The 20,553-nt window shown below is 66.0% G+C and carries 19 protein-coding genes; 8 read left to right on the forward strand and 11 right to left on the reverse strand.

Annotated features, from left to right (window positions below):
* Positions 1-108: 108 nt before the first annotated feature.
* From Y958_RS20115 to proS, 4 genes are all read right to left on the reverse strand, one after another.
* On the reverse strand, positions 109-1,023 hold the full coding sequence (locus Y958_RS20115) for a DNA-3-methyladenine glycosylase family protein (RefSeq protein ID WP_088873678.1): 915 nt from the start codon (positions 1,021-1,023) through the stop codon (positions 109-111).
* Positions 1,020-1,769, reverse strand: a complete 750-nt coding sequence (locus Y958_RS20120; protein WP_244909480.1) for an ABC transporter ATP-binding protein — start codon at positions 1,767-1,769, stop codon at positions 1,020-1,022. The genes Y958_RS20115 and Y958_RS20120 overlap by 4 nt, the downstream gene beginning before the upstream one ends.
* On the reverse strand, positions 1,762-3,042 hold the full coding sequence (locus Y958_RS20125) for a lipoprotein-releasing ABC transporter permease subunit (RefSeq protein ID WP_088873679.1): 1,281 nt from the start codon (positions 3,040-3,042) through the stop codon (positions 1,762-1,764). Before Y958_RS20125 ends, Y958_RS20120 begins: the two co-directional genes overlap by 8 nt.
* 121 nt (positions 3,043-3,163) lie before the next feature.
* Positions 3,164-4,480 (reverse strand): proline--tRNA ligase, encoded by a 1,317-nt coding sequence (proS, locus tag Y958_RS20130; protein WP_088873680.1) that lies wholly within the window; start codon positions 4,478-4,480, stop codon positions 3,164-3,166.
* 449 nt (positions 4,481-4,929) lie between these two features.
* Here proS and Y958_RS20135 point away from each other — a divergent pair, with 449 nt between their 5' ends.
* From Y958_RS20135 to Y958_RS20145, 3 genes are all read left to right on the forward strand, one after another.
* Positions 4,930-6,621, forward strand: coding sequence for a methyl-accepting chemotaxis protein (locus Y958_RS20135; RefSeq protein WP_088873681.1), 1,692 nt, complete (start codon positions 4,930-4,932; stop codon positions 6,619-6,621).
* A gap of 322 nt (positions 6,622-6,943) precedes the next feature.
* A complete protein-coding gene (locus Y958_RS20140) occupies positions 6,944-7,918 on the forward strand; it encodes a helix-turn-helix domain-containing protein (RefSeq protein WP_088873682.1) in 975 nt (324 codons plus the stop codon).
* A 476-nt stretch (positions 7,919-8,394) separates the two neighbouring features.
* The gene (locus tag Y958_RS20145; protein ID WP_145727682.1) at positions 8,395-10,086 is read left to right on the forward strand and encodes a methyl-accepting chemotaxis protein; all 1,692 of its coding nucleotides are present in this window, start codon (positions 8,395-8,397) and stop codon (positions 10,084-10,086) included.
* Positions 10,087-10,148: 62 nt separating this feature from the next.
* On the opposite strand, the gene Y958_RS20150 is transcribed toward Y958_RS20145, so the two are convergent.
* The 3 genes from Y958_RS20150 to Y958_RS20160 form a co-directional block, all read right to left on the reverse strand.
* Complete coding sequence (locus tag Y958_RS20150; protein WP_088873683.1) at positions 10,149-11,990, reverse strand: DUF885 domain-containing protein; 1,842 nt, start codon at positions 11,988-11,990, stop codon at positions 10,149-10,151.
* Positions 11,991-12,124: 134 nt separating this feature from the next.
* Complete coding sequence (locus Y958_RS20155) at positions 12,125-12,673, reverse strand: hemerythrin domain-containing protein (RefSeq protein ID WP_244909482.1); 549 nt, start codon at positions 12,671-12,673, stop codon at positions 12,125-12,127.
* 86 nt (positions 12,674-12,759) lie between these two features.
* Positions 12,760-13,209, reverse strand: a complete 450-nt coding sequence (locus Y958_RS20160) for a hypothetical protein (protein ID WP_145727683.1) — start codon at positions 13,207-13,209, stop codon at positions 12,760-12,762.
* A 113-nt stretch (positions 13,210-13,322) separates the two neighbouring features.
* Here Y958_RS20160 and Y958_RS20165 point away from each other — a divergent pair, with 113 nt between their 5' ends.
* Positions 13,323-14,615: an NCS2 family permease gene (locus Y958_RS20165; protein ID WP_088873685.1), complete on the forward strand. Its 1,293-nt coding sequence runs from the start codon at positions 13,323-13,325 to the stop codon at positions 14,613-14,615.
* Positions 14,616-15,368: 753 nt separating this feature from the next.
* On the forward strand, positions 15,369-16,268 hold the full coding sequence (locus Y958_RS20170; RefSeq protein ID WP_088874123.1) for a LysR family transcriptional regulator: 900 nt from the start codon (positions 15,369-15,371) through the stop codon (positions 16,266-16,268).
* Here Y958_RS20170 and Y958_RS20175 read toward each other — a convergent pair whose 3' ends face one another.
* Complete coding sequence (locus tag Y958_RS20175; RefSeq protein ID WP_088873686.1) at positions 16,269-16,826, reverse strand: DNA-3-methyladenine glycosylase I; 558 nt, start codon at positions 16,824-16,826, stop codon at positions 16,269-16,271. It lies immediately after the preceding gene.
* A gap of 79 nt (positions 16,827-16,905) precedes the next feature.
* Between Y958_RS20175 and Y958_RS20180 the strand changes: the two genes are divergently transcribed.
* The 3 genes from Y958_RS20180 (at position 16,906) to Y958_RS20190 (ending at position 19,064) form a co-directional block, all read left to right on the forward strand.
* A complete protein-coding gene (locus Y958_RS20180; protein WP_088873687.1) occupies positions 16,906-18,087 on the forward strand; it encodes an iron-containing alcohol dehydrogenase in 1,182 nt (393 codons plus the stop codon).
* Positions 18,088-18,114: 27 nt separating this feature from the next.
* Positions 18,115-18,453: a hypothetical protein gene (locus Y958_RS20185; RefSeq protein WP_088873688.1), complete on the forward strand. Its 339-nt coding sequence runs from the start codon at positions 18,115-18,117 to the stop codon at positions 18,451-18,453.
* Between the two features lie 266 nt (positions 18,454-18,719).
* Positions 18,720-19,064, forward strand: a complete 345-nt coding sequence (locus Y958_RS20190) for a YXWGXW repeat-containing protein (RefSeq protein WP_211098633.1) — start codon at positions 18,720-18,722, stop codon at positions 19,062-19,064.
* Positions 19,065-19,154: 90 nt separating this feature from the next.
* Here Y958_RS20190 and Y958_RS20195 read toward each other — a convergent pair whose 3' ends face one another.
* The 3 genes from Y958_RS20195 to Y958_RS20205 form a co-directional block, all read right to left on the reverse strand.
* On the reverse strand, positions 19,155-19,688 hold the full coding sequence (locus Y958_RS20195) for a hypothetical protein (protein ID WP_145608507.1): 534 nt from the start codon (positions 19,686-19,688) through the stop codon (positions 19,155-19,157).
* Positions 19,688-20,194 carry a hypothetical protein gene (locus tag Y958_RS20200; RefSeq protein WP_088873690.1) on the reverse strand — a complete coding sequence of 169 codons (507 nt, stop codon included), beginning with the start codon at positions 20,192-20,194 and terminating at the stop codon, positions 19,688-19,690. Before Y958_RS20200 ends, Y958_RS20195 begins: the two co-directional genes overlap by 1 nt.
* A gap of 61 nt (positions 20,195-20,255) precedes the next feature.
* Positions 20,256-20,519, reverse strand: a complete 264-nt coding sequence (locus tag Y958_RS20205; protein WP_040846278.1) for a DUF1467 family protein — start codon at positions 20,517-20,519, stop codon at positions 20,256-20,258.
* Positions 20,520-20,553 lie beyond the last annotated feature (34 nt).

Consider the following 20,553-nt stretch of genomic DNA (forward strand, 5'->3'; position numbering starts at 1 on the left):
TGTGAGTCCCTTATCTCAGAATTGCGCCCCTGTCGGCAAGGCGGCCTCTGGCGGTGTAAGGAACCGAATCGAAGGATCGGGAGGCCCGCGGCATTCCGCCGCGTGGCCTCAGGCCAGGCTGGCCCACAGATGGGCGGTGGCCAGGCTGCGCCAGGGGGCGTGGGGGCGCATCAGGGCGGCCTGCTCCTCAGCCGTGGGGCGGCGGTCCATGGCGTGGAAGCGTTGCAGGGCCGCCGCCAGGCCGGCGTCGCCCACCGGCACCCGGTCGGGCAGGCCGCAGCCGCGCATCAGCACGTAGTTGGTGGTCCACGGCCCGATGCCGCGCAGGGCCAGCAGCGCCGCCTCGGCCGCCGCCTCGCCGACCGGGTCGGTATCCAGCCGCTCCAGCGCGGCCAAGTCCAGCCGGCCGTCCACCGCCGCCTGGGCGGCATCGATCAAATAGCGCGCCTTGGAGCGGGAGAAGCGCCGGGCGGTCAGCAGCTCCGGATCCAGGGCCGCCACCGCCGCCGCCTCCGGATGCGCGATCATGCCCGAGGGGTGCGGCCGGCCGGCCAGCAGGATCAGCTGGCGGCGCAGGTCGGCGGCGAAGGTCAGGTTGATCTGCTGGCCGATGATGGCCCAGGCCAGCGCCTCGAACACCGTGGCCGCCAGGGGCGGGCGGTATCCCCGCCGGCGGCCCACCAGGCGCGCCGTCGTCGCGTCGCGGCTCGCCCGCGCCTCCAGCCCGGCGGCGGCATCGGCCAACGCCGGCGTCAGGCCCAGCATGCGCAAGGCCACCCGCTGGGCACGGGCCAGGATCAAGGGATCGTCGCTGTCCATGCCCATGACCAGGGTGCCGCCGCCGGCGGGTGCCGTGAGGGTCAGCAGGTAGGCCCGGCCGTCGAACTCCAGCGCCTTGGTCAGCGCGGGGCCCGCCACCCGTTCCGCCGGGGCGTCACGGTCGCGGTACCAGTCGCGGCCGTGATAGCGCCAGGCGGCGTCGGGGTCGAAGCCCGGCGGCAGGTCCAGGGTCTGCTGGCTCAAGACTCCACCAGCACACCGTCCCGCAGTTCCACCACCCGGTCCATGCGCGCCGCCAGGTCCAGGTTGTGGGTGGCGACCAGGGCGCCGAAGCCGTCCTTGCGTCCCCCCGGGCCGGTACCGCTGCCCCGCACCAGGCGGGTCAGCAGGGCGAACACGTCGTCGGACGTGTGGTGGTCCAGGTTGCCCGTGGGCTCATCCGCGATCAGCAGGCTGGGCCGGTTGGCCAGGGCGCGGGCGATGGCGACGCGCTGCTGCTCGCCGCCGGACAGGCGGGCCGGACGGTGACTGCCGCGCGCGGCCAGGCCCACCTGGGCCAGCAGCTCCTTGGCCCGTTCCCGCGCGGCGGCCTTCGACACGCCGGCGATCATCTGCGGCAGGACGATGTTCTCCTCCGCGCTGAACTCCGGCAGCAGGTGATGGAACTGGTAGACGAAGCCGATGGTCTGCCGCCGCAGCGCGGTGCGGCCGGCGTCGTCCAGCGTGGCGGCGTCGCGGCCGTCGATGCGGATGACACCGCCGTCGGCATGTTCCAACAGGCCCGCGATGTGCAGCAGGGTGGACTTGCCGGCGCCGCTGGGCCCCACCAGGGCCACGATCTCCCCCCGGCGCACCGAACAGGCGGCACCGCGCAGCACCTCCAGCACGGCGCCCGCCTGCTGGAAGCGGCGCACGACGCCGGACAGTTCCAGCACGGTATCGCCCGTGGCCGGGATGATGGGCTTTTCCATGACGGACACGTCACTCATAGCGCAGGGCCTCCACCGGATCGAGGCGGGCGGCCCGCCAGGAGGGATAGACGGTGGCGGCGAAGGACAGGAACAGGGCCATGACGCCCACCTGCGTCACCTCCATCCAGTCCAGCTTGGCCGGGATTTGGGTGAAGAAATAGATCTCGGCGTTGAACAGGTCGCGGCCGATGATGGCCTGCAGGAACTGGCGGATGGCCTCGATGTTCTTGGTGAACAGCACGCCCAGGACCATGCCGAAGACGGTGCCGACCACGCCGATGCTGGCGCCCGTCAGGAAGAAGATGCGCAGCACCATGCCCCGGCTGGCGCCCATGGTGCGCAGGATGGCGATGTCCCGCCCCTTGTCCTTGACCAGCATGATCATGCTGCTGATGACGTTGAACGCCGCCACCAGGATGATCAGCGACAGGATCAGGAACATGACGTTGCGTTCCACGTCGATGGCGCTGACGAAGGCGGCGCTGCGCTGGCGCCAGTCATAAACGCGGTACTCCTGCCCCGCCGCGCGGGTGGCGGCGGCCAGGTAGGGGTCGATGTGGGTGGGGTCCTGCACGAACACCTCGATGGAGGTGTAGCCGTTGGCCACGCCGAAGAAGGTCTGCGCCGCCGCCAGCGGCATGAAGATCAGGCTGTTGTCCACGTCGTACATGCCGACGTCGAAGATGGCGGCCACGGGATAGGTGCGGGCGCGCGGGATGGAGCCGAAGGCCGTCTGGTTGAAGCGCGGGCTGACCAGGCGCAGCTGGTCGCCCACATGCAGGTTCAGACGCTTGGCCATGCGGCTGCCGATGGCGATACCGTCGCCCAGGTTGGCCTCATCCCCCGTGGCGCCGGTGGCGGCGCCGAAGGCCTCGGCCGCCCCCTCGACCAGATGGGTGGAGACGATGGGCCGGCGGCGGAAATCCTCCGGCGTGATGCCGTGGACATAAGCCGCGCTGGCCGTCCCGTCCTGGGTGATCAGGGCCTGCCCTTCCACTGTCGGCATGACGGCGGTGACGCCGGGCACGGCCAGCAGGCGCTGGGTGACCGCGTCGTTTTCCGGCATGGGGCCCAGCAGGGACTGCACCTCCAGATGGCTGTACAGGCCCAGCACGCGGCCCAGCAGTTCGGTGCGGAAGCCGTTCATCACCGACATGACGATGATGAGGGTGGCCACGCCCAGGCCGATGCCCAGCAGGGAAAAGCCGGCGATGACGGAGATGAACCCCTCTTGCCGGCGCGCCCGGAGGTAGCGCATCGCGACCATGCGTTCGAAGGCGGAAAAGATCATGAGGGCCCGGCGGTCGAGGGGGAGGGATTCAGGGGAGGCAATGCGCGTGATTCTGGGCGGAAAAAAGGCGCCCGCTCCCTATCATGCGCGAAAGGGGCGGGCGTCCCGTTTCTTGTCCTGGTCAGGCCTTGATCAGCTCGGCCAGGGCGGCCTCGACCGGCAGCTCGCGCTTCTCGCCGGTGGCGCGGCGCTTCAGCTCCACCACCCCGGCCTTCAGGCCGCGCGGGCCCACGGTCAGCTGCCAGGGCAGGCCGATCAGGTCCATGTCGGCGAACTTGGCGCCCGGGCGCTCGTTGCGGTCGTCGTACAGCGTCTCGACACCGGCGGCGTTCAGCTTGGCGTACAGATCCTCGCACAGGCTGGCGCACGCCGCGTCGTCGGCCTTCAGGTTGATCAGGCCCACGTGGAAGGGGGCCACGGCGTCCGGCCAGATGATGCCGTTCTCGTCATGGCTGGATTCGATGATGGCGCCCATCAGGCGGGACACGCCGATGCCATAGCTGCCCATCTCCACCGCCACCGGCTCCCCGTCCGGGCCGGCCACGACGGCGCCCATGGGCTTGGAATACTTGGTGCCGAAATAGAAGATGTGGCCGACCTCGATGCCGCGGGCGGAAACCAGCTGGTCCTCCGGCACCTCGCAGGTGGCGGGGTCGTGCTTCTCGTCCGTGGCGGCGTAGATGCTGGTGTACTTGGCGAAGAAGTCCTTCAGGTCGCTGCCGGCCTCGGGCGGGTTCTGCAGCACGTCCAGGTTCAGCCAATCCTTGTGGCAGAACACGCCGCTTTCGCCCGTCTCGGCCAGGATGATGAACTCATGGCTGAGGTCGCCGCCGATGGGGCCGGTGTCGGCGCGCATGGGGATGGCCTTCAGCCCCATGCGGGCGAAGGTGCGCAGATAGGCCAGGAACATCTTGCGGTAGGACAGCTTGGCCCCTTCGGCGTCCAGGTCGAAGGAGTAATTGTCCTTCATCAGGAACTCACGGCCGCGCATGACGCCGAAGCGGGGGCGGATCTCGTCCCGGAACTTCCATTGGATGTGGTAGAGGTTCTTGGGCAGGTCCTTGTAGCTGCGCACAAACGTCTTGAAGATGTCGGTGATCATCTCCTCGTTCGTGGGGCCGTACAGCAGCTCACGGTCGTGGCGGTCGGTGATGCGCAGCATCTCCTTGCCGTAATCGTCATAACGGCCCGACTGGCGCCACAGCTCCGCCGACTGGATGGTGGGCATCAGCAGTTCCTGGGCGCCGGCGGCGTCCTGCTCCTCCCGCACGATCTGCGAAATCTTGCGCAGGACCTTCCAGCCCAGCGGCAACCAGGCGTAGATGCCGGCGCTGGTCTGCCGGATCATGCCGGCGCGCAGCATCAGCCGGTGCGAGGCGATCTGCGCCTCCGCCGGGGTTTCCTTCAAGGTGGGCAGGAAAAACTGGGAGGAGCGCATCGCGGGAACCCGTCGCCTTCATGAACTGGATTACGGAAATGGAGCCGCGACTTTAGGCAATGACGTCCCCCCTGTCCATGGCGGCGGGGCGGAAAGGGATTCCGGACATGTCGCGCCGATGATCATCCCCACGCAAACGCATGGCCGGTATAACTACCTGATTTCCGCAGGATAGGTATGTCCCTGCGACGAGCCGCCCAGAGCTCATGGCCTATGTCATAAGTACTAGTGGGGTAAACATGACAGCACACACATCCATGGCCCGCCATCTCCACTTCCAGTAAAATAACCACTTAGAGCGATTTTTAGAGAACATCTAAATTATACCTGCCCAGCAATAATGGATGGTGGCCATGCGTTGACCTTGAAATCCGGCTTGTGGTTTTTACCGGCCATTAACCAATCGCTGTTATCACGCCGGGAAAGCCCGCCGCCAAAGGACCGCAATCATGTTGGCCAACGCCAAAATCCTAACAAAGATTAACCTGGTCATCCTCGTCATGGCACTTTCCGCCGTCGCCATCGGCATCGCCGGCTACATCGGCATGTCGAAGCTGTCGGTCGCGGCGCACCGCCTGGACGTCATGGGGACCAACCTGCACCAGGCGGCGCAGCTGAACGCCAACGTGATCTACATGAACCGCGGTGAGTACCGCATGGCCGCCGATCCCAAGGATACCGAGGACGTCGCCAAGAACGTCGCCGGCCGGGTCGATGAGTTCGCCAAGAACATGAGCCTGCTGGACCAGCAGGTGGAGGGCAAGTACCGCCCCATGCTGGCGGAGATCAAGACCGCCTTCGCCGCCTACAAAAAGGAATTCGATGGCACGATGGCGGCCAGCCGCAAGCATGCGGACCTGAAGAACGAGGCCGCCCGCCAGGAAATCCTGGACGAGGTCGCGCAGTCGCGCACCGCGTCCACCGCGCTCAGCAACAAGATCAAGGTGCTGCAGGAGGCCCTGGACGAGGATGGCACCACCGTGGCCCAGGATGCCCAGGCCGTCGCCCGCGACCTGAACATCATGATCGTCGCGGTCGCCGTCGTCGGCATCGCCATCGGCATCATCGTCGGCATGCTGATCGCCCGCCGCGGCCTGGTCACCCCCATCACCCACATCGTGCGCAACCTGCAAGACCTGGCCCACGGCCGCCTGACCATCGAGATATTCGGCACCGAGCGCGGCGACGAGGTGGGCGACATCGCCAAGACCGCCTTGGTCTTCCGTGACAACGCCCGGGAGACCGAGCGTCTGCGGGCCGAGCAGGAAAAGGAACAGGCCACCCGCGCCGCCCGTGCCGCTGCCCTGGAAAACCTGACCCACACCTTCGACGTGCAGGCCGGCGACGTCATCGGCGCCGTCGCCTCCGCCGCCACGCAGATGCAGGCCACCGCCAGCTCGCTGTCCGCCTCGGCCGAGCAGACCACCCGCCAGTCCGCCACCGTGGCCGCCGGCGCGGTGGAGGCTTCGGCCAACGTCCAGACCGTGGCCGCCGCTGCCGAGGAACTCAGCTCCTCCATCCAGGAGATCAGCCGCCAGGTGGCGCAATCGACCACGGTCGCCGGTGACGCCGTGCGCCAGGCCACCCACACCGGCACCATCGTCGCCGGCCTGGAGCAGACCGCCCAGCGCATCGGCGACGTGGTGAAGCTGATCACCGACATCGCCAGCCAGACCAACCTACTGGCGCTGAACGCCACCATCGAGGCCGCCCGCGCCGGTGAGGCAGGCAAGGGTTTCGCCGTCGTGGCCAGCGAGGTGAAGAGCCTGGCCAACCAGACCTCGAAGGCCACGGAGGAGATCAGCACCCAGATCGCCCAGGTCCAGGAGGCGACGCGCGAGGCGGTGACCGCCATCGGCGCCATCTCCGGTACCATCGAGAACATCAACAGCATCGCCACCACCATCGCCTCGGCGGTGGAGGAGCAGGGTGCGGCGACGCAGGAAATCGCCCGCAACGTGCAGCAGGCGGCCGCCGGCGCCGACAGCGTCACCCATAACATCCAGGGCGTCTCGCAGGCCGCCGATGAGACGGGCCACTCCGCCCACGACGTGCTGACCGCCGCGACCTCGATGGCACGAGAGGCCGAGAAGATGCGCGGCCTGGTGGAACAGTTCCTGGTGGACGCCAAGGCGGCGTGATCTCCCGCCTTCCTTCCGTCAGACAGCGCCGTGGCCCGGGAAGAGATTCCCGGGCCCATCTTCTTTCAAGGGAGGAAAGAAATGCATTCCGGGCGGAAGGGTCCCGAAAGGGCGCCATATGGCGGAATAATTCCGGCAATCACTTGGGTGAAAGGAACTTGTCGCAATGTTAACGGACGAAAAAATTTAATCAGTTCCTTTGTGGCTCCGGCCACACCCGGTGAAATCTGCCATTCATTTAGACAGTACTAACAAACATGCAATTTACTACGCTTAGGTATTAATCTCTAAAAGAAAGGGGTTACCACCTAAGAGGGCCATAATGGCATGGGATTTTAAGAGCGCATGCTTGAATTTTTCCACCGGAGACCAAAAATCTGACGACGGAAAGTCATTCTGGACAAAAAAGATCAGCACTTTCCTACCTGGATTACATTTTGATTTCCATCAACACGGCAATTTTTCCGCATCAGCAACCATAGCGCCCCTTGGATCTGCCATACTATTGTCCAAACATGTGGACCCTCACACGGTCATACGGGCAAAAAACCTTATTATCCGCGATCATATTGATGATTTTTGTTTGCTTTATATTGTCTGCGGCGCGGCGGTCATATCCTGCAACAATGGCGCCACCACGATCGGGCTCAAACCTGGCCAGTGGATCCTCAAGAACAGCGCTGTAGAATATCTTCTGCGTTTCGAATCGGAGACCGAGGCCAAAGTCCTGATTTTGCCCAAGAGTTGGCTCGCCTCCAGAACGCCTTGTGCGGAGGAAATGGCGCTTAAGGATGTCTGCGACAAGAATGGATGGGGCCGCGCCCTGGCCTGCGTGATGGCGGAACTAAACCCTGAAACCGTGCATCAACTACCCCTGCCTCCTGGCGAAATTGTCAACCAGATCAGCGCACTGCTGACGTTAACGGCAGGCTGGCAAGAAGCACCAGCGCTTAGGACGGGTCCACGCGCCACGCTGAGACGCCTGCGTCAGGCCATGCGCGACCGCCTCCATGACCCAGCGTTGACACCTTCTGATTTCGCTGCCCAGCAGGGCATTTCAAAGCGCACGCTGCACGCCTTGTTCGCCGCCGCCGGGACAAGTTTCAGCAAGGACCTGATCTCGATGCGCCTCGAATATGCCAGATCCTTGCTGACCACGCCCGGCTTCCAAAACAAATCCATCGCCGAAATAAGCAGGTACGCCGGCTTCACCAATTCCGGGCATTTCAGCAGGCGCTTCCTCGCTGCGTACGGCGTTGCCCCCTCGATCTATTCGCGTGCACGCCAGAGGCCATAGTCGGCCAGTCCTTCCCATCGACATTTGAGAACAGAACTGGGCCAGCGCCCCCTGACGGGCGGCCTGCTGCCGACATGGCCGTCGTCGGCCCAATGGCAAGGACACCTGGCACGGGGCGTTAACGACGGCCCGCAAAGAATGGCCATGCCGGCCCATAGGAAGCCTTACGGTGGCAAATGCACCTCATCAGAAAATCCGAAGTTGGAAATCGAACCATGCTGGGGAAACACGAAAATCTGCCAGACACTTCTCTTGGAGTGCATGATTCTCGTTCTGTCAGCGCATCCACGAAATTCAATCGTTTCTATTTCCTACTAGTCGTTATATGTGTCACATGAAAACAATAAAGCACAATAAAGCAGAAACGACGATATTTACCTAAATCGAATCCAATATGTCCAAATTTCATGGGCAATATTGGATAGTCGTGATGTCCATATTATAAATACTTCAACACCAAAAAGGCTTGGCAAAAAATGCTCGAAAACACCAAGATTATTACAAAGATATTGTTCGTCATTGCGATCATGTCACTTTCGGCCTTCGCCATCGGTATCGCCGGGTATACTGGCCTGTCGAAGCTGGCAACCGCCACCCATCGGCTGGAGGTGATGGACACCAACCTGAATCAAGCCGCCCAAATGGGCGCCAGCATCATTCTGCTGAACCGCAGTGAATTCCGCATGGCTGCCGACCCCAGGGAAACGGACGAGGTTTTCAAAACTACAAATAAAAGATCAGATGAATTCATCAATACCTTAAGAAATCTACAAAAGCTTGCGGAAGATAAATATCAGCCCGCCTTGATAGACATCAAAACTACTTTCGATGACTATAAAAAACAATATGACTCCACGGTGTCAGTCAGCCGCAAACACGCCGATCTGAAAAATGATGCCGCCCGACAGGAGATCCTGGACGAGGTCATGCGGTCGCGCGCCGTCGCCACCACGCTCAGCGACAAGATCAAGGCCCTGCAGGAGGAGTTGGACAAAGACGGAACCGCCGTCGCCCAGCAGGCCCAGACGTTAGCCCGCGATTTGACCTGGATGATCGCCATCGTCGCTATCGCGGGCATCGTCATCGGCGTCGCCATCGGCATACTGATTGCGCGCCGCGGCCTGACAATTCCCATCGACCGCATCGTCCACAACCTCCAGGATCTGGCCCAGGGCCGACTGGACATTGACATCTATGGCACCGCTCGCGGTGATGAAGTGGGGGACATCGCCAAGACCGCCCTGGTGTTCCGCAACAACGCCCGCGAGACCGAACGCCTGCGCGCCGAACAGCAGAAGGAGCAGGCCGCCCGCATCGCCCGTGCTGCCACCCTGGAGGGATTGACCCGCACCTTCGATATCCAGGCCGCCGATGTCATTGGCGCCGTGGCCTCGGCCGCGACGGAGATGCAGGCCACCGCCAGCTCGCTATCGTCATCCGCCGAGCAAACCACCCGCCAGTCCGCCGCCGTGGCCACCGCCGCCGTCGAAGCCTCAAGCAACGTCCAGACCGTCGCCTCGGCGGCGGAAGAACTTGCCTCGTCCACGCAGGAAATCGGCCGCCAGGTGGCCCAGTCGGCAGCGGTGGCCGGCGACGCCGTGCGTCAGGCGACTCAGACCGGCGTCATCGTCGCCGGCCTGGAGCAGACCACCCAGAAGATCGGCGAAATCGTGAGCCTGATCACCAACATCGCGGCACAGACCAATCTACTGGCCCTGAACGCCACCATCGAGGCGGCGCGAGCAGGTGAAGCGGGCAAGGGCTTCGCCGTCGTCGCCAGCGAGGTCAAGAGCCTGGCCAATCAGACCTCCAAGGCCACCGACGAGATCAGCACCCAAATTGCCTCGGTCCAGGAGGCTACGCGAGGGGCTGTGGCCGCCATCGGTGCCATCTCCGGCACCATCGAGAACATCAACAATATCGCCACCGCCATCGCCTCCGCGGTGGAAGAACAAGGGGCCGCCACCCAGGAAATCGCCCGCAACGTCCAACAGGCCGCGACTGGCACCGACAGCGTCACCCAGAACATCCAAGGGGTGTCAACCGCCGCCGAGGCGACGGGGCATGCCGCTCACGACGTGCTGGTGGCCGCTACCTCCATGGCCCGGGAGGCGGAAAAGATGCGTGGCCTGGTCGAGACGTTCCTGGTGGAAGCGCGCGCGGCCTGAGCCAGATAGACGAACGGCCCGGGGATCGCTCCCCGGGCCGTCGTTTCACGGGGGTACCGGCATCAGCCCCGCTGCACCCGGGCGATGTAGTCGCCCACCATGGTCTGCAGCACGTCCAGCGGCACGGCGCCCGAGTTCAGGCCCACCTGGTGGAAATCCTTGATGTCGAACTTGTCGCCCAGGGCCGTCTTGGCCTGGTCGCGCAGGCGGTTCCACAGCGTGTGGCCGATCTTGTAGCTGCAGGCCTGGCCCGGCCAGGCGCAATAGCGGTCGGTCTCCCGCGTCATGGCGCTTTCGGTGTCGCCCGTCAGGTCCACCATGTACTTCACCGCCTGTTCCCGGCTCCACCGCTTGTGGTGCATGCCGGTGTCGATGACGCAGCGGCCGGCGCGGAACAGCAGGAACTTCAGGAAGCCGATGCGGCCCAGCGGGTCGGCGTCGTACATGCCCAGCTCATCGGCCAGCTGCTCGGCATATAGGGCCCAGCCCTCGCCGTAGCCGGAGAAGAACATGTTGGCCCGGTAGAGCGGGATGCCCTTGGTTTCCTGCGCGATACAGCCCTGCAGATGATGGCCGGGGATGCCCTCATGATAGACGGTGGTGGGCAGCGACCATTTGGGCCATTCGGCCGTGTCGTGCAGGTTGAAGTAGATGGTGCCCACCCGGTCGCCTTCCAGCGGCGGGGATTCGTAGTAGGCCAGCGGCGCGCCGGCCTCGATGGCAGCCGGCACGCGCTGCACCCGCGCCTTGGCCTTGGGGATGTCACGGAACATGCGCGGCAGGCGCGACGCCATGTCGTCCAGCTTCACCTGCAAATCGGCCACCAGCTGGGCCTTGCCCGCGTCGGTGTTGGGATAAGTGCTCTCGGGCCGGGCACGCAGGGCCTTGATGCGCTCCGCCACCGTGCCCTGGGTCAGGCCCTGGGCCGCCAGCAGCGATTCCAGCCGCGCGCCGATCTCCTTGGCCTGGTCCAGGCCGATCTGGTGCACCTCATCCGGGGACAGGGTGGTGGTGGTGCTGGACTTCAGGCCCTGGGCGTACCAGGCCTCGCCGTCCTTGATGTGCCAAACGCCGGCGTCATGCGTGGCCGTCTTGCGGGCGGCCTCCACCGCTGCGATCTGGCGGTCCAGCGCCGGGCCGACCTTGTCGGTGTAGATCTTGGCCGCCTGGGCGCCGTAGGCGTCGCCAAGCCCCTTGTCCTTGGCGCGTCTGGCCACCGAGGACACCAAGCCCGACGCACCCGCGTCCACCCGCAGGGCGCGCAGCTGGGTCAGGGTCGTGTCCAGCATGAAGTCGGCGGCCAGGATGCCCTGGGCGGCGTCATGCTTGAACTGCGCCGTCTCGGTGTCCAGCGCGCCGGCGAAGGCCTCCAGCCGCGCCAGATACGCATCCGCGTCGGCCTTGGCCTCGATGGGGTGGTGCACGTCCAGGAAGTTGGGAATGGACTGGTAGGCGCCCTGCAGCTGGCACAGCTCATACGGCGACCCGCTGGAGCCGAAGGGGAATTTGCGGTCGCTCTCCACCGCCTCGGCCAGCACGTATTCCACGCTGTCGTAGTTCACGGCGTCGATGCCGGTCAGCGCCTTGCGGTTGATGCCCTTGAGGCGGCGCAGCTGGCTTTCCGTGGCGGCGGTGTCGGCCTTGCGCCCGGCGGGGCTGCGGTCGTCCAGCTTGGCGCGCAGGCCGGCCAGCTTGCCCGTGTCCATGCCGGCCATGGTGGCGCCTTCGGGGCTGCGTCGCAGATCTTCCTGGAAGAAGGTGTCCAGCAGGTGGTTCAGGTCGGCGGCGGGGCCCGTGGCGGGCCCCTTGGCGGGCTTGGATGCATCGGCGGCGAAGCCGGGACGGACCGTGGCCAGGGCGACCGAGGCGGCGCTGGCGGCCAGGAAGGCGCGACGATTGAACATGAAGTCCCCTTTATAATTTGATGGGCGAGACTACCGCCCCCGGGGACCGGGAAAAAGGCCGGGCCTGTAACGGAACGGTTACAGGCGGCGCCCGCGCCCCTCGGTGAGGAAAGGGTCGCGGGCGTCACGCATCATCAGGAGTAGGCCTTGCCCCACTCCGCCATCAGTTCCTGCTTGCGGGCCTTCAGGCGCTCGCCCATCTCGTTCAGATCCTCATCGCCGCGCTTGGCCTGCGAGAACAGGCCGCCGGGCTGTTCCTCTTCCTTGACGTGGTGCTTGATGTACTCACCCAGCACCTTGACCTTGGCGTCGTAGAACTCGTCGCCGGGCTTCATGGCCTCGATCTCGGCGATCAGTTTCTTGGCGCCGTCATGCTCGACATAGGCCTCGTCCAGCATGTCGTCCTCCACCTCGCCCCGTTCCTCGGGATAGAAGATTTCCTCTTCGATGGCGGTGTGGACCTTCAGGGCCAGGGCGATCTGGTTGAACAGCGCCAGCTTCTCATCATCGCTGTCCAACTGCTCGTACTCGTCGAACCAGCCTTCAACCTTGCGGTGGTCCTTTTTCAGCAGGCTGACCGCCAGCGGATCACGCGTGGCGGTGCGGCGCGTGCGGCGCGGCTTGGTGCGGGTCTTGGCCTTGGTGTGGCTGCTGTGGGCGGCGGTCTTGTGGGCCGTGGCCATGGGTGCGCTCCTTCTGCGGATGGTTGGCGCCATTGTTGGGCCCCTGAAACCCTCCGCGCGCGCCCAAGGTTCCGCTTCGGTGCGCCTCAGCGGCCCGACAGCCCCTGCTGGCGGCAGAGCGCCGCCAGCTCATCCGCCGCCGGATCGGTCAGGGGCTGGCCGTTGAATAGCACCTGATCGCCCTCCACCGTCAGCAGGCCCAGATAGGCATCGGCCCGGGACCGCGCCGTGCCGGGCGCGCGCGGCAGCGCGCGGGCCAGGCGCGCCGTCAGCGGGATCTCGATGCGTTGGGGCGTTGGCAGGCGGACGCCGCCGTCCAGGTCGGCCGGCGCCACCGGGTTGCCGTCCACATCCACGCCCGGCTGATAGGCGACATCGGGCGCCGGCTCATGCCGCACCGCCCATTGGCAGGCGGCGGGGTCGACGGCGATGGTCGGACCTTTCGACGTGCCCTTCTGCGCCCCCTCCTGGGACACCCCTTGGGGCACCCCCTGCCCCCAGGCGGCACCGGCCGCCAGCACCAGTAGGGCGGTCATCACAGCGGCGATCCGCGGCATTGGCTTTGTCCTTGCTTGGCGAGGGCGTCCGCGCCGACCATGGGCGCGATCCTTCGAATAACGCGGGCCTTAGAATAACGCGGGGGCAACACGTGCTTGATCGTTTTTTCGGGCTGACGCCCCATGGCACCACCGTGCGCACGGAAATCCTGGCCGGGGTCACCACCTTCCTGACCATGGCCTACATCATCTTCGTGAACCCCCAGGTGCTGGGCAAGGCCGGCATGGATCCGGGGGCGGTGTTCGTGGCCACCTGCCTGGCCTCCGCCCTGGGCTGCTTCATCATGGGGCTGTACGCCAATTATCCCATCGCGCTGGCCCCGGGCATGGGGCTGAACGCCTACTTCGCCTATTCGGTCGTGGGCGGCATGGGCTATCCCTGGCCGGTGGCGCTGGGCGCCGTCTTCCTGTCGGGCGTGGGCTTCACAATCTTGAGCCTACTGCCGGTGCGCGAGGCCATCGTCAACGCCATCCCGACGGGGCTGAAGCATGCCATCTCCGCCGGTATCGGCCTGTTCCTGGGCCTGATCGCCCTGCAGAACGCGGGGATCGTCGCGGCCCATCCCGCCACCATGGTGACCCTGGGGGCCCTGGGCAAGCCGCAGGCCCTGCTGGCCTGCGCCGGCTTCCTGGCGCTGGTGGTGCTGGTGGCGCGCGGGATCACCGGCGCCGTGGTCATCGCCATCATCGGCACGGCGCTGGCCGGCATGGCGCTGGGCGTCACGCCGCTGATCGCCAGCCCCGTCTCCCTGCCACCCAACCCGGCGCCCACGCTGATGCGGATGGATGTGGCCGGCGCCTTCAACATGGGCCTGACCGCCATCATCTTCGCCTTCCTGTTCGTCGACCTGTTCGACACCGCCGGCACGCTGGTGGGCGTATCCCACCGCGCGGGGCTGCTGGACGCCCAAGGCCGCCTGCCCCGGCTGAAGCGGGCCCTGCTGGCCGACAGCCTGGCCACCACCGCCGGCGCGGCCTTGGGCACCTCCACCGTCACCGCCTATATCGAGAGTGCCGCCGGCACCTTCGCCGGCGGGCGCACCGGCCTGACCGCCGTGGTGGTCGGCCTGCTGTTCCTGGCTGCCCTGTTCCTGTCGCCGCTGGCGGCCGCCATTCCAGGCTACGCCACCGCTCCGGCGCTGTTCTACGTCGCCTGCCTGATGGTGCGCGGCCTGGCGGAAATCGATTGGGACGACGTGACCGACTCGGTCCCGGCGGTGATCACGGCCCTGGCCATGCCCTTCACCTTCTCCATCGCCGACGGCATCGCCTTCGGCCTGATCGCCCACTGCGCCATCAAGCTGCTGACCGGCAAGGGGCGGGAGTTGGGTTTGGCCCTGCCCATTCTGGCAGCACTCTTCACGCTGCGCTTCGCCCTGGCTTAAACGCCAGGGCCTTGACCTGACTAGGGAATTCCCTGGCTTTCGTTGAGTGAAATTTATGATTGGTCGCTGTTTTTGACCGAAAAGGCCGCCTTTCGGGCATCGTGCCTTGAAAATGATCAAAAAACAGATGACGGAATGATTTCGTCTCCCTATACTCCGCCCTCGTAAACACAAGGGCATAAAAAAGACCGCGCTCGCGATAGCGCGGCGCGGCCTTGAGTTTAGGGAGGAATCGCCACCAAGCGACTCAATGTCAGAGGGGGATGTACCCTCCAACGCTTGGATAATGCTACGCCGAGTTTTCGAAAGGCAAGCCCTAACCGAGGGCTGGCCTTTCTTTTTGTGCTTTTTCTGTGCTTTTGCATAATGGCTAGTCAATTGCCCAGTTTATGGGCTGGCAATTGCCCAATATATAAGCTGGCGCTACTCCACGACGCTTCGGAGACGCTCCGCAGCGCAACAGAATCACCTCCGAATCATCCCCTTTTCATGTTGCGACGCCGAAGCCCGCGCCGCCATCTATCCGTAATGGCGGAGATCACCCCTGCCGGACGACCGCGTCGGTCGGTCGCGGCTAGCACCGTCGGCCGACGAGAAATGCCCAGGACGACGGCAAAGCCCCCATGGTTGCGGTATCAGCCTGAATAATAGGCAATCGGCCGCCCACGGGGACGCCAGACCGCCCTCCCATGGACGGCCGCCAGGATTTTCGTTTAAAATACCAATGCCCTTTATTCATTGCCGTTCGTGATCATGACGACCACCGCCACCGCCGCTTCGTTCCGGCCCCTGGACCTGGACGCCGTGCACGCCTTCGTGCTGGTGGCCACGCTGCGCAGCTTCACCCGCGCGGCGGAGGCGCTGGGCACCACCCAATCGGCCATCAGCCTGAAGCTGAAACGGCTGGAGGACAGGCTGGGCCAGCGGTTGCTGGAGCGCACCCCCCGCCAGGTGCGGCTGTCGTCGCAGGGGGCCGCCTTCCTGGAACCGGCGCGCCGGCTATTGGCGGCGCATGACCAGGCGCTAGCCGGGCTGGAGGAGGCGCCGCACCGCCTGGTCATCGGCATCAGCGACCACGTCGCCGGCCGCGACCTGCCCGGCCTGCTGGCCCGTCTGCAAGGCCGCGACCCCACCCTGGTGATGGAGGTGCGCATCGCCGCCTCCCGCGACCTGGGCGGCCTGCTGGAACGCGGGGAACTGGACGCCGCCATCCTGCGGCTGGAACCACCCCTGGACGGACGCCCGGCGGAACTGACGGCCGAGGCGGGGGAGCCGCTGTTCATCGACCCCCTGTGCTGGTTCGCCGCCCCGGGCTGGGAGCCGCCCCCGGCCGCACCGCTACCCATCGCCACCCTGTCCGCCCCGTGCGGCGTGCGCGGCCATGCCGTGCGGGCGCTGGACGCCGCCGGCATTCCCTGGACCGAGGTGTTCGTGGGCGGTGGCGTCGCCGCCGTGGGCGCCGCCGTGCTAGCCGGCCTGGGCGTCGCGGCCCTGGCGCCGCGGGCGGCCCCGCTGGGTGCAGTCGAGGTGGGCGGGCGCTTCGGCCTGCCGCCCCTGCCCAGCGCGCCGGTGGTGCTGCGTTCCACCGTCAGCGACCGGCGCAGCCGCGCCGCGCTGGCAACGCTTGTGGCGGCGTTCCGTGCCGCTGGTTAGCTAATAGACAAACCCGTCAGCCACCGCCTTGCGCCACGGCTGGCCCAGCGCGGCCAGCTCATGATCCACGGGGCAGTCCTCGGCATGGGCCAGCGGCAGGTAGCCGATGCTCATCAGGAATTCGCCCACGATCTCGCCGCCGGTGAAGCGGAAGGTGCGGCGGAACAGCTTCACCCACTCCGCCTTGGTCAGGGGATGGTGCGCGGCGATCCAGGCGGCGAAGCCGCCGTGGCTGGCGCGCAGGCCCTGGATGACCCGGGCGTTGTGGATGGCGGCCTCGATCTTCAGACGGTTGCGCACGATGCCGGCGTCCTGCATCAGGCGCTCCACATCATCAGGCCCGAGCGCCGCCACCTTGTCCACATCGAAGCCATGGAAGGCGGCGTTGAAGGCCTGCCGCTTGCGCAGCACCACCAGCCAGGACAAGCCGGCCTGGTTGACCTCCAGCATCAGGCGTTCGAACAGCACCGCCTCATCCGTCGTGGGGAAGCCATGTTCCCGCTCATGGTAGGGCCCGTGGAAGGGATGGCCCGGGGCGATGGCGCAGTATCCCGACATGGGCTGTAATCCTGTGGTGAAGGGTAGGAGGATGAGGCGGGCGGATGCTAGAAGGGGACGCGGCAGGAGGAAACCCCAAATGACCCCAACGATCACCGACATCCATCACAGCGACTTCACGTTCGAGACCACGCCCCGCATCCTGGCCCAGGTGGGTGGGGCCGCGCGGTTGGGTGAGCTGGCGCGCGACCTGGGGGTGGGGCGCGTCTTCGTGGTGACTGATCCTGGCTTGGTGAAGGCCGGGGTGGTGGAGCCGGCCTTGGCCGGCCTGCGTGCCGCCGGCATCGAGACCGTTCTGTACACCGAGGTGCAGGCCGACCCGCCGGAGGCGGTGGTGCTGCACGCCGTGGCCGCCGCCCGCGCGGCCCAGGCGGATGCCGTCATCGGCCTGGGTGGGGGCAGTTCCCTGGACACGGCCAAGCTGGTGGCCCTGCTGGCCGGCCACCCGCAGAACCTGGCCGATATCTACGGCATCAACCTGGCACGCGGCCCCCGGCTGAAGCTGATCCAGGTGCCGACCACGGCGGGCACGGGCTCGGAAGTGACGGCCATTGCCATCGTCACCACGCCCAGCCATGAGAAGAAGGGCGTGGTCAGCCCCCTGCTCTACCCCGACGCCGCCGTGCTGGACGCGACGCTGACCCTGGGCCTGCCCCTGGCGGTGACGGCCATGACCGGCATCGACGCCATGGTGCACGCCATCGAGGCCTACACCAGCCGGCTGAAGAAGAACCCCCTGTCCGACAGCCTGGCCACCCGGGCGCTGACGCTGCTGTATGCCAACCTTCCCCGCGTGCTGGCCGACGGCCGCGACGTGGCGGCCCGCGCCGCCATGCTGCAGGGCTCCCTATTGGCCGGTATGGCCTTCGCCAACGCGCCGGTGGCGGCGGTGCACGCCCTGGCCTATCCCCTGGGCGGCCATTTCCATGTGCCGCACGGCCACAGCAACGCCCTGGTGCTGGCCCCCGTCCTGGCGTTCAACCGCAGCCATGCGGAACAGGCCTATGCCGAGCTGGGCCGACTGATCGACCCGGCGTTGAGCGGCGCCGACGACACCGCCGCCTCCCACGGTTTCGTGGACGCCATGACCCGCCTGGTCGGCGCCATGCCCTTCGGCCGGCGCCTGGCGGACGTGGGCGTCACCGCCGGCCACATCCCCCTGCTAGCAGCGGACGCGATGAAGGTGCAGCGCCTGCTGGTCAACAACCCCCGTCCCGTCACCCTGGACGACGCCGTGGCCCTCTATAGCGCCGTCCTCTGATCCCTTGAGAGAGCGTCCCCTCCGACCATGACACCGACCCTGTCGCCCGCCGCCCGTCGCCGCCTGCTGCGCAACGTCCTGGCCTTTTTCATCACCCTGGTCGCCGTCTGCGTGGCGGCGGGGCTTATCGGCGGCACCATGGCCGTGGTGCTGGTGCTGCGCCTGGTATTCGGCATTGGCGCACTGTGTTCCGGGGTTTGGATGTTCTTCCTGCTGGCGCGCCAAATGATCCGCAACGGCCGTCCGCCCCACCCCTTCTTCTATGGCGGCTACGCCATCATCCTGGGCTGCCTGGGCGGTGTGGCGGTGCTGGGCGCCCTGATGCTGCTTCAGGTGGCACAGCAGTTTTCCTGGACCGCACCCTGAATCATCCACATGGCGGCAAAACGCCTCAGCCGGACAGGATAGCACGGACGACCTAACCGCCCACCGATATATGAATATTTTCCAGTAGAGCGGACAAAATGTGGAGCTCGCGGCGACACCATTTTGCCATCAATCCTTGGCCTCATTGGCGATGAGGGCCGAGCGATTGGCGTTCACCTGCGTTAAGTGCGACGGGACCTTACCGTCTTCTTCGTAACAACGGTGGCGCCAACGATATCGGCCCAATCAAACCAAGAGGTGACCCCATGAAGTCCGTCATGAAGTCCGCCCGCGCCACCGTCAGCGCCGCCGCCCTGGCCGTGGCCCTGACCGGTGGCCTGTTCATCGCCGGTGCCGGCACAGCCAACGCCCAGGTGGGCATCGACCTGTGGGTGCGGGAGGCCCCGCCGCCACCGCGCCACGAGGTGATTCCCCCGCCGCCGGAGCCCGGCCATGTCTGGGTGGGCGGCCACTGGGCCTGGCATGACCGCTGGGACTGGGAGGAAGGCCATTACGCCGCCCCGCCCCATCCCCACGCCCATTGGGTGCCCGGCCACTGGCGGACCCGCCCCGACGGCCGCCACATGTGGGTCGAGGGCCACTGGCGCTGACGACAGCCACGGCTGAATGAGAAAGGGCGGCATCCGGCAGACCGGTGCCGCCCTTTTCCATGCCCTCTTTTCCATGCCCTCGGCCAAGCCTCAGCGGCGGCGGAAAGCGACGGCGCCCAGGACCCGGTACCCCATGGACGCACTGAAGCGCTGGGTGGCGCGCTTGGTCGCCTCCTCCGCCGTGTCGGCCCCCACCAGGTAGACACGGCCGGACACCCAATCGTCGACATAATCGGACGGCGCCATGCGGGCGGTCGCCGTCTCGCCGAAATCGGGGTTGGAGATGGTCAGTTCCCAGAAATGCTGGGCGTTCAGGGTCTGGCGATCCAGCAGGACCAGGGGCTGCAGCCGCCGTTCGCGCAGGGCCTTGCGCTCCTTGTCCAGGTTGTCCAGTTCCTCGCGCAGTTCCTCCAGCGTGGCGGTCACCGTGTCCATGGTGTTGGTGATCTGCTCCAGCTCACCGGAGGTGCCGTCGATCTCCTGCCGGAACTGGGCCACCAGGGCCTCGCGCTTCTCCAGTTGGCGGCTCAGTTCCAGCCGGCGCACCGTCAGTTCCCGCCACTGGCGGAACAGCAGCGCCGCCAGCAGGCCGATCATCAACAGCATCAACCAACCCAGTTCCATCACGCCCCCCGACGGAAGCCGGTAGGGCGCAAGGGGCCCTTTTCCGGGAAGTGCATTTCAATCTGGCGCCGGGCGGCGGCTTCCGATTCAGCCCAGATGCTGCCGCGGTGGTCGATACCGCGCAGGGCGGGCGGCAGCTCGCGCCCCGGTTCCACCGTGGCCGACGGCATGAGGTTGCAGGCGTACTCCTCCTTGTCCTTCGAGGGCTCGCCGATCTGGTGCAGGACGTAGAAGTCGCGGGCGCGCATCTCGTTGTTGTCGACGCGCAGCTGGGAAATGGCCATGCGCATCTTGGCGGCATCCGCCCGCTTGGAACCCAGCGCCATGCGCTGCTGCTCCAGAAAGGACAGAACCTGCGTCTTCTCGTTGGAGACGGCGCGCATCTTGTCAGTGGAGGAGCCCAGCGACTTGCGCAGGCGCAATTCCACGGTCTGCCGCCACAGCCACAGCAGAATGGCGGCCAGCAGCAGCAGGGCGGAAAACCCCATCAGGATTTGGATCAGCATTCCCCAGACGACCAAACCGGCCCGTACCAACCGCCGACCGGCCGCACCAACCCCGCCCGCCTCAAGAAGGGGCGTTCCCCGGGGGATCGAACAGCTGATCGTAGTTAATGAGGCCAAAATGAAAAACAGCCCAGACGAGCCCGAGAATTACCGCTGAAATCAGGCTCGTCCATATGAATTTGCGCTTGAGATCGGGAAATACCGGGGCGCCGGGATCGTTGCCCTTTTGCGGGCTGTCATCGCGCCGCACGCCAATGGGCAGCACCGCGAACAGAACCACCCACCACAGCGTGAAATAGACCGCGACCAGCGTGACCAGGCTCATGACGCTTCCCATTCCCTGGGCCCGTGATCAGCGC

Source organism: Nitrospirillum viridazoti CBAmc, from assembly GCF_000730165.1.
GTDB classification, from domain to species: domain Bacteria; phylum Pseudomonadota; class Alphaproteobacteria; order Azospirillales; family Azospirillaceae; genus Nitrospirillum; species Nitrospirillum viridazoti.